At 45.9% G+C, this 8,303-nt stretch carries 7 protein-coding genes; 2 read left to right on the top strand and 5 right to left on the bottom strand.

Features of this window, described 5'->3' with window-relative positions:
* Positions 1–74 precede the first annotated feature (74 nt).
* The 5 genes from QUA04_RS27965 to QUA04_RS27945 all read right to left on the bottom strand — a co-directional run bounded on the left by QUA04_RS27965 (position 75) and on the right by QUA04_RS27945 (position 3,904).
* The gene (locus tag QUA04_RS27965; RefSeq protein WP_333263562.1) at positions 75–1,241 is read right to left on the bottom strand and encodes a pentapeptide repeat-containing protein; all 1,167 of its coding nucleotides are present in this window, start codon (positions 1,239–1,241) and stop codon (positions 75–77) included.
* A gap of 246 nt (positions 1,242–1,487) precedes the next feature.
* The gene (locus QUA04_RS27960; RefSeq protein WP_333263559.1) at positions 1,488–2,150 is read right to left on the bottom strand and encodes a V4R domain-containing protein; all 663 of its coding nucleotides are present in this window, start codon (positions 2,148–2,150) and stop codon (positions 1,488–1,490) included.
* Positions 2,151–2,200: 50 nt separating this feature from the next.
* On the bottom strand, positions 2,201–2,671 hold the full coding sequence (locus tag QUA04_RS27955) for a phycobilisome protein (RefSeq protein ID WP_333263556.1): 471 nt from the start codon (positions 2,669–2,671) through the stop codon (positions 2,201–2,203).
* Between the two features lie 170 nt (positions 2,672–2,841).
* Positions 2,842–3,108, bottom strand: coding sequence for a hypothetical protein (locus QUA04_RS27950; protein ID WP_333263553.1), 267 nt, complete (start codon positions 3,106–3,108; stop codon positions 2,842–2,844).
* Positions 3,109–3,202: 94 nt separating this feature from the next.
* On the bottom strand, positions 3,203–3,904 hold the full coding sequence (locus QUA04_RS27945; protein WP_333263550.1) for a V4R domain-containing protein: 702 nt from the start codon (positions 3,902–3,904) through the stop codon (positions 3,203–3,205).
* 282 nt (positions 3,905–4,186) lie between these two features.
* On the opposite strand from QUA04_RS27945, the gene QUA04_RS27940 reads away from it, so the two are divergent.
* Together QUA04_RS27940 and QUA04_RS27935 are read left to right on the top strand one after the other, a co-directional pair.
* Positions 4,187–6,019 (top strand): caspase family protein, encoded by a 1,833-nt coding sequence (locus QUA04_RS27940; RefSeq protein WP_333263546.1) that lies wholly within the window; start codon positions 4,187–4,189, stop codon positions 6,017–6,019.
* A 1,489-nt stretch (positions 6,020–7,508) separates the two neighbouring features.
* Positions 7,509–7,733 (top strand): hypothetical protein, encoded by a 225-nt coding sequence (locus QUA04_RS27935; protein ID WP_006635912.1) that lies wholly within the window; start codon positions 7,509–7,511, stop codon positions 7,731–7,733.
* Positions 7,734–8,303 lie beyond the last annotated feature (570 nt).

The following is an 8,303-nucleotide window of genomic DNA, read 5'->3' as shown; positions in this document are numbered from 1 at the left end:
CAAAATTGGGACGTATTCTCCGCTTATAAAGCCAGTTTAGGCTTTGTTTGGGCTTAAAATTTGTTTAAGTCCCGTTAACGCCGATAAACTGTGCCGTTAGGAAGAGTGGCTCCAATCAACTTCGCTCCCGTCAAATCCGCCTCAGTGAGAATCGCTCCCCGGAGGTTGGCTCCTGTCAAGTCAGCTTTCTGCAAGTTGGCTTTACTTAGGTTAGCTTTGCTCAAGTTAATTTCATGGAGGCAAGAATTAGACAGGTCGGCATTGATCAGGTAGGCTAGACTCAAGTTGGCTTTGCTGAGGTTTGCCCCGCTCAAGTTAGCTTCCATCAGATAAGCACCGCTTAAGTTGGCTTCGTTCAACAATGCCTCTGCCATCTTAATTCCAGTTAAAAGTTTGCGGCTCAAGTCTACACCGCTGAGGTCGGCTCCGCTGAGGTTAATACCGCTTAAGTGGCTGCCATTTAAAGTAATGTTTCTCAGGTAGGTTTTGCTGAGGTCTGCTTTGCACAAATTGGCTCTATCCAAGCAAGCTTCGCTAAGGTCTGATCCGATCAAGCACGCGCCGTTTAAATAGGCTTGAGTGAGGTTAGTTCGCCTGAGATTAGCTTTCAACAGGTTGGCTTTGTTGAGGTTAGCACGGGTTAAGTTGGCTCCGGCTAGGTTGGCTTTGGATAATTCGGCTCCGGTGAGCTGTGCTTCGGTCAAGTCTGCCTCTTTGAGACTCGCTAGACTTAAGTAAGCATCTTTGAAGTTTGCCCCATTGAGATTGGCTTTAATCAGATAGGCTTTACTGAGATTGGCCTCAGTGAGAACGGCTTTGGTGAGGTTAGCGGCGCTCATATCTGCACCTATGAGATTAGCATTGGGAAGAATTGCTCCGGTCAGGTTTGCCCAATTCAGATGAGATCCGGCTAGGTTGGCGCCGGTGAGATTGGCACCGATGAGATTGGCGCCGCTTAGACTGGCTGCCATGAGGTTGGCGCCGGTGAGATTGGCTCCGCTGAGGTCAGCTTTGCTGAGATTGGCTCGGCTCAGATGGGCGTTGGTGAGGTCTGCCCCGCTGAGGTTAGCACCGATTAAGTAGGGTCGTTGCTGGTGTTGATTGAGGTTTGCCAAAATTAGAGTTGGGGCATCGCTGGAACGGTATAAATCGATCGGACTCAACACAATGCCGCGCAGATTTGCCAGTCTAAAATCTCTTTCGCCGGCTGCATATCGATTTAGAAGTTCATTGGCGTCCATTAAGTTCTAGCAAAATGTTTGAGGTTTTGATTGCTTTTAAATTTTATGATTTTCTACAGTAAGTTATGAAGTTTCTAGCTGCTAGTTATCATCAGGTTTTATTTGAATGCTAAAACCTGATTTTTTTTAACTCAGGAGCTTTTTTATAATTTAACTCACAGTTTTGATGATGATACGGTGGATAATATGGGTGCCAAACAATCTCTTTGACAGCTATTGGCAACAAAGTAATAGCTGTCAAATCAGTCAGTTTTTTGGGAAAAGATGACTGAGAATAGCTTCATGGTCTTTTCCCTCTTCGACCATAGAATCTGCTGGTTGGAGGCGATCGCGCAGCCCTAAAATAAAGCGGTTGCAGTCCGCACCCAATGATTCGCAGGATGTTTGCAGGCAGTGAAGTTCTCGACCTGTGAGCTGACTAAAGAACGCACTTAAAATACCTGCTTCTAGAAAACAGGCTGGTCGCTTAGACTTGGGGGCAGTTTTAGCAAAAAGAGAGTTAGCAATTTTTACTATTAAAAATCCATGTTCGGAATAGCTGGGATCAAGCTCAAATGTTCCCCATCCATGAGTTTTCCAACACTGCTGCAAGGACTGAAGAAATTCTACCATTTCCATTTCAGAAACTGGCTGACCGTAGTATTCGCTGACTTCTTCGCAAAAACGCACGTAGAAGTTTTTACCCCACCAGCGACCGCAGTTGAAAAGCACGAGGCGGGAAGCTTGACCTGTTTCTTGTTCTAAGCCGATATAAATAGCTTGAATCAGTGTTTCTGGGAGTGCTAAGAGCCGATCACCCCGGCGGTTTTCGAGGAGGCCGAGTTCGAGGTCGCCTCGGACGTAGGCATCGCTGGCAAAGTAGTTTCCGGGGAGTCGGGGCTGTTTGAGTAAGTCGGCAATATTAATCATCGGGAATTGGGAATTGGGAATCAGGAATTGGAATTTGGGAAGAAAGCTGATTATTTATTACCTTGGTCAATAATAATTGACTGTGCTTGGTCGAAAAATGGTTGCAATATAGCCCGGGCTTGCTCGGAAAGCAATTCTTTTAAACGAGTTTGCAGCAGAGTGCAAACAGTTGCTTCGATATTTTGAGTTTGGTGGGCTGCGACTAGGCCGGAAAGCCAGTCTACAAGGCGCTGTTCGAGAAAATTTTGATCGTTCAGCAGCATAGCCATAGCGCAGTACCGCAAGACTAACACCCAGTGTTTGAGCGATCGTTCTAAGGTTTCTTGTTTTTCGTCGGGGAACGTTTCTTGTACCTTGTTGGCTACTGGTTGGAAGATGCTTGCTTCCTTCTCTCGCAAAAATTCGTAAATTTTTAAGCGCTGGACAAGGGTTACAGCTTGACGCTTAAAAGCTATGAGTTCTTCGCCTTTTAAAAAGCGGTTTTCTGCCTGATCCAGCAGCGCCTCAATCTCAGGGTGCATGATTTTAATTAAGTGGTAATCGGTAATTGATAAAAGGAAGGAAGTTCGGCAACAAGCAGTGTACGGGGTTTAACGGATTTAACTAATGGATTTTGAGGGATGAGGAAAGAGGGGTGAGGGAAGATGGATGAAAGATTGCCCTATTTTTTATTTTCCCTTCCCTACACAGATTAAAATAGGTCAAATAAATCATCAATGGTGACTTCTGCTTGTTCAGAAATAGAAATTACTGGCAAGGGTGGCGGTAGGGGTAGGGCACCTACTTCCGGAATTCCTTCCCAAGAAATAGCTTGAAAAAAGTCTGCTACTGGCTGGGTTAAACTCAGAAGTTGACCGGGGGCCGAGCCATTTGGGGTTTCTAAAGATTTTCCCAGCCAATTATAGTGACCAAAGAATTCTTGGACAGATTGGTTCAACCATGAAGTTTGACTTTTCATCTTTCTTCCTGCCTGGAGAAATCCACCATCGCACTTTCGATCGCGAAATTGGTGGGAGGAAAGGCAGGGCAGGGGATGTGCCTTTCCAGGTTGTTTACCGCAATATTTCACCGTGTTGCAGTCGATTTTGAATATCGCGGGCGTTGGCACCTTCGTTGAGCCAGAATGCTGCTGCATCAATTTTATCGGGATTACCGAGGAGGAACTTGCAATAGGTTTCTCCCATTGAGTAACATTGGAGTTCTATGCAGCTCAGAGGCTTTTTGACTAGAGAGCCGAAGAAACCGGCGAACAAACCGGCGTATAGGTGACAAACCGGTTTGCCTACGTCGCCCAAAGTGCGAGCAACTGCTGAGTCAAAGAGGTTGATGAAGATGCAGCCGTGTTTGCGATCGCTCATGTCCACTTCCCAGCGACCCCAACCTTGAGCCGTGAAAGGCCACCACCAAGTTTCTAGCAGAAACATGAGATTTGACTGGCGAATGTTCTGGCTGTATTCGGTACTAAACCATTTTTGAAAAAATTCGGAATCTTGGAGTCCCCACTGGCAACCAATAGTATACATGATGACAGAGGACGCGGGGCCGACTTCTTCTTCGAGCCCCTCCACCAAACCGATAATGAAGTCTTCGCTGGTAAAAATGTTGCGCGACTCATTCCAGTCGTCAATTGTACCCCTCTGGCGATCAAAGGCAAAAAAATCCTGAAACCTATAGTGGCTGTGAGTTTTAGGATGCTTTTGCTTCAGTAGCGATTCGCTGTGGGGGGAGATTTCTTTTTGGGCGGTAGAGACCATTGGCGGGTTATTCCTTGTTGGTGTAGTTTGGTGAAAATTAGAGTCAAATAGACTGGCCTGTGTATCCAATTTAACTTTATTTTTCTAAAGGCAGGCACAGGGGATATTTTTTTACTGCAATATAAAAATTAAGAATTCTAGGATGCTAAATTTGGGGGCTTCTTGGGAGTTCTGCCTTCGGAAAACTGCTCTCTGAGTGCTGGCGAAAGTGGGTATAACCTTAAACGGGTATGTGTTATCGTTTTGTGCAAGCTGTCCAGTATATATATAGGGCATATGGGGATGAAAAATCACGCTTGTATTGCAATAGGGATCAATCAATATCAGTTACTCCAGCCTTTGAGTTATGCCCAAGAGGATGCAGAGGCCCTGTACGGTTTTTTGACTGAGGAGGCGGGTTTTGCGCCGGATGGATGTCTGCTGATGACCGATAGCTCGCCGTCGCTGTGGGGTCAATCTACATATCCAAATCGGGAAAATATTCTGAGATTGACCCAAAGCCTCTGCGCGGAACATGTGCAACAGGGAGATTTACTCTGGTGTTTTTTTAGCGGCTACGGTGTCAGCTATGAAGGTAAGGATTATTTGATGCCGGTTGACGGCAATCCGGCTGACATTCAGGGTACGGGGATTCCGGTAGAGTTGCTGTTGAATACTCTGAAAAACGCTCCTACGGAAACGGTATTGGTGCTGGTTGATATGAACCGCAGCCAGATTGTGAAAGCGGGGGAAACGATCGGCTCTCAAACGGTCGAGCTGGCGCGGGAACTGGAAATCCCAACGGTACTTTCTTGCCGCCCGAATCAAGTTTCGCGGGAAACTTCGGCTTTGCGTCAGGGGTTTTTTACGACGGCGCTTTTGGAGGGGCTACGATCGGGACAGTGCATGACCATTAAGGGTGTAGACCGTTTTTTGAGCGATCGACTGCCGGAGCTGTGTGACCACCATTTGCGTCCGAAACAAGAACCTTTGATGGTGGTGAATCCTCCGGGAAAGGCTAATTTGGTGATTTTGCCCGATGCTTCAGGGGTACCAACTGCTGCCTTGGCCGGACGCAACGGCAATATGACGGTGGGTACGGCTGATGGGTTCGATCGCCCGCAAATGGCGACGGCTAACGCTCGAATGGATCTGCCTCCGGCAGTTCGCAACGCTCAGGATTCGCCGGTTGAGATGTCGCCTGTGCCGCAGCCGAATGCTGTGGCCCCTGCCGATCGGGGGGGCGATCGACCGAACTTGCAAAAGCCGGAGGATGAGCATAACGGGGGGTCGGATAAGTCATTTTTGCAGCAGCTAGTTTTGTGGAGTTCAGCTACGGCTTTGGTGCTGCTGTTGGGTGTTTTTGTGACGAACAAATCAATTTTTATTGGTCAGCAGGAAGGAGATCCTCGATCGCCTGCTGAAAATGCCCAAAACTCTGGATCTCAAAAATTGACTGGTACTGGGGGGTCGCAGAACCAACCGCGGGCGGTGCAAGCAGGGACTGGAACCAAGCAGCCACCATCCAGCCAGCAGGTGTGGGCTGAGGCGAAAACTTTCCTCAAGGATGGTTCGGCTTCTAGTTTTAATAAAGCAGTGGTTAAGGCTCGAACGATTCCGGCTAGCGATCCGCTCTACCCGCAGGCTCAGCAGGATATTGAGCGCTGGAGTTTGACAATTTTGGATATAGCTAACGGGCGGGCTGCTCGAGGCGATTTCCAGGGGGCGATCGGGGCGGCTAAATTGATGCCGGATGTCAATAAGCCTGTCTACAATCAGTCGAAACAGGCGATCGCTCAGTGGCAGGAGCTATCCAAAGACCAGAAGGTAAATGCTGCTTTGCTATTGGCTGCTAAGGGTCAAATTAAGCGGGGGGTTGCCTCTTCTTACAGTAAAGGCATCCAGCAAGCTAATAAAATTGAACCCGGTCAGCCGAAGTATGAAGAAGCTCAACAGTTAATTGGAGAGTGGAGCGAAAGTATTCTCAAAATTGCTCAGTTGCGCGGCTCTCAAGGAAAGCTGAAAGAGGCTGTTGAAACTGCTTCACTGGTGCCGTCGGGTACTAAGAGTTATCAGCCTGCTCAGAAGGAGATCGCCAATTGGAAAACTAAGCTGCAACGCCAGAAAAAAGGTTGATTTAGTTGATAATTTCTCGGTTTCCCACCGGGAAATTATCTTAGCGACTGACCAACATCGGTCGTTCGCTCGCTCGATACCTCTTGATACTGCAAAAAGAGACCTACATATCGATAATTTAAAACCAATAATTTTATTAACCATTGCCCCTCTGCAGCTTCTGCGCGAGGGGATTTTCTATAATGCCTGGTCGGTTCGTTTTTGTAGAGTGAAAGATATCGTATGGGCTGGTTAGGGCTGCATAATAGTGGGATGATTTTGATTTTTTTTGTGGATGGACTCATGAGATCGAAGGCGTGTACTTTCACAGCAGGCGGGACGCCTAACCCTACTCCCCACAATAATCCTCAAATTGTACAGCACCGATTAATTAATATTTTTAATTCACGTCCAGAGTTACCTAAACCGAAGCCTCCACCATCAAAAACGAGTTGTTTCAACAATAAGGATGGCTGTAAAGATATTATATTTATTAATGAGAAAACTTCTAAATAAGTTAATTTACCGGGTCAATTAAAAAGTTAATATTTGTATTATATTACGTAGGACTGGTCGCTTAATTTAGAGTTATTTTAACTTGAGGAACCAGCAAATAGGGGTAGACAAAATTGTTATATAAGGCAAATAGCTAAGGCAAAACCGCCTTAAAAAATCGGGTATGCAGAGTTAATTTTTTTATCCCTCTTTGTGGGCTATTAGGAGCGATCGACTTATGGAAGACTGTTTAAACTTGTGTTGTTTTTAAATTCTTAGCAGTGACATATCTGTTATGAATTATACAAAATGAGCCGTTATTGGCAATTCTAGCGGACGAGCGATCGCCGGTAAGGAATTCAGGAGACAGATTCACCGCCACCCAGCACAAAATATCTGGATTAGCAAGCTGCGAGTCTTTCTTTCCCCGCACATCACTAAGCTGCTTTAATTAACACAAATAAGGGCTTTGCAAGAAAATCCAAAAATAAATTCTTTAGAAGTGATAATAAAAACTGACTCGCTTATTGTAGCCCTGGTAACAACACGTATGCCGGAAGTTATAGTCCACACCCAAGCCTACGGGACGATCTAAATCAATAGGGTGATGTGGCAGTGTCCGGGTGTTAAGAGGGGCGCTCGAAGAGGAATGTTCCCCGAGAGATCACTTCCCAATTGGGGAGGGTAAAACCTAGGAAGGCAAGGATTTGGAGACAATGCTGAACTTTTTGAGTTCCCGAGAGTAGCGTTAGCACTAAACTCTGCCGTATTGTGGAAATCGAGCCAAATTTGTAACAGTTCTTAACTATAAATAATTCTGCCAAAACTGCTAGCATAGTGACACTTTTGCTAGCAAAAACAGATAAAGTAAATAAAGTTGGCTAGCTCTAGAGGCCCCGATCCCCATCCTGGGGATGTTGAATCAATTTGATTCATACCAAGTGGTTTTAGAGTTACAATCGGAACCAAAGCATCGCTATTTAACTGAGTTCTTTACTTACTTTTACTTTCAGCTATGAACGTGGATTTTATCAAAGCCCAAGTCAGGTTGCTACAGGGTGCAAGTTCATCGGAGCGAGAAACCCTTATTAAAAACATCGGCGTCTGTGCTGGCGTGATCCGACCGGGAGAGTACGTGACTCCGCAACGGAAGCACGCCATCACTCTCTGGCTGCAAACAAATGCGGTTCGCCTCCGGCTTCCCCAACTTCCGCTGGACTTATCCGGCCAAAAGCCTTAACAGGGAAGTAATCAAGAGGTAGCGACAGAATCAAAGAAATTAGTCAATCTTACCTAAAAGTGCTTTTTTATTGAGCTGTACAGGATCAATGAAACACGATTAAGATTGAAAAAATGTTTGTAGGGAAAGTTGGGCTCGAAAACACGCCTGTGGACAAGAAGCGGCCGACCGCCTTGGTAGAAGCAGGAAGTGAGCGTCAAACCTGCTCTAAAAGTAGATTTGACTAAGTTTCACAGAACGGATTATTGTGCACAACTATAACCTGGGTTATTTGCTTTTAGATTTGAGATTCACGATTTAGCTCGTATTGGATAAATAGGCTATTTGTGGATCGCCTGAAAAATTATCCTATTCAATAGGTATAACTAATTACAGGGGCAGTCATTGAACTGCCCTTACTTTTGAACCCAAGGCGGAGATGCTGCAAGTTACAATAAACGCATCTACTTGCAGATAGAGTTTAGGTAAACTCTCATGTAAGCTGCAGTGCCTCTATAGAACCCATTTGAGATCTTTTTAGGCGGTGCCTAGTCGTTTAAGCATCAGTCGAATAAAACAAAGCTGGAGCTT

The organism is Microcoleus sp. S13_C5, assembly GCF_036700845.1.
In the GTDB taxonomy this organism is placed as follows: domain Bacteria; phylum Cyanobacteriota; class Cyanobacteriia; order Cyanobacteriales; family Microcoleaceae; genus Microcoleus.
This window is presented reverse-complemented; position numbering and strand designations above follow the sequence as displayed.

Excerpts from the sequence above, each read along its gene's own strand:
- QUA04_RS27965 (WP_333263562.1), bottom strand. The coding sequence starts at position 1,241 with ATGGACGCCAATGAACTTCTAAATCGATATGCAGCCGGCGAAAGAGAT.
- QUA04_RS27960 (WP_333263559.1), bottom strand. The coding sequence starts at position 2,150 with ATGATTAATATTGCCGACTTACTCAAACAGCCCCGACTCCCCGGAAAC.
- QUA04_RS27955 (WP_333263556.1), bottom strand. The coding sequence starts at position 2,671 with ATGCACCCTGAGATTGAGGCGCTGCTGGATCAGGCAGAAAACCGCTTT.
- QUA04_RS27950 (WP_333263553.1), bottom strand. The coding sequence starts at position 3,108 with ATGAAAAGTCAAACTTCATGGTTGAACCAATCTGTCCAAGAATTCTTT.
- QUA04_RS27945 (WP_333263550.1), bottom strand. The coding sequence starts at position 3,904 with ATGGTCTCTACCGCCCAAAAAGAAATCTCCCCCCACAGCGAATCGCTA.
- QUA04_RS27940 (WP_333263546.1), top strand. The coding sequence starts at position 4,187 with ATGAAAAATCACGCTTGTATTGCAATAGGGATCAATCAATATCAGTTA.
- QUA04_RS27935 (WP_006635912.1), top strand. The coding sequence starts at position 7,509 with ATGAACGTGGATTTTATCAAAGCCCAAGTCAGGTTGCTACAGGGTGCA.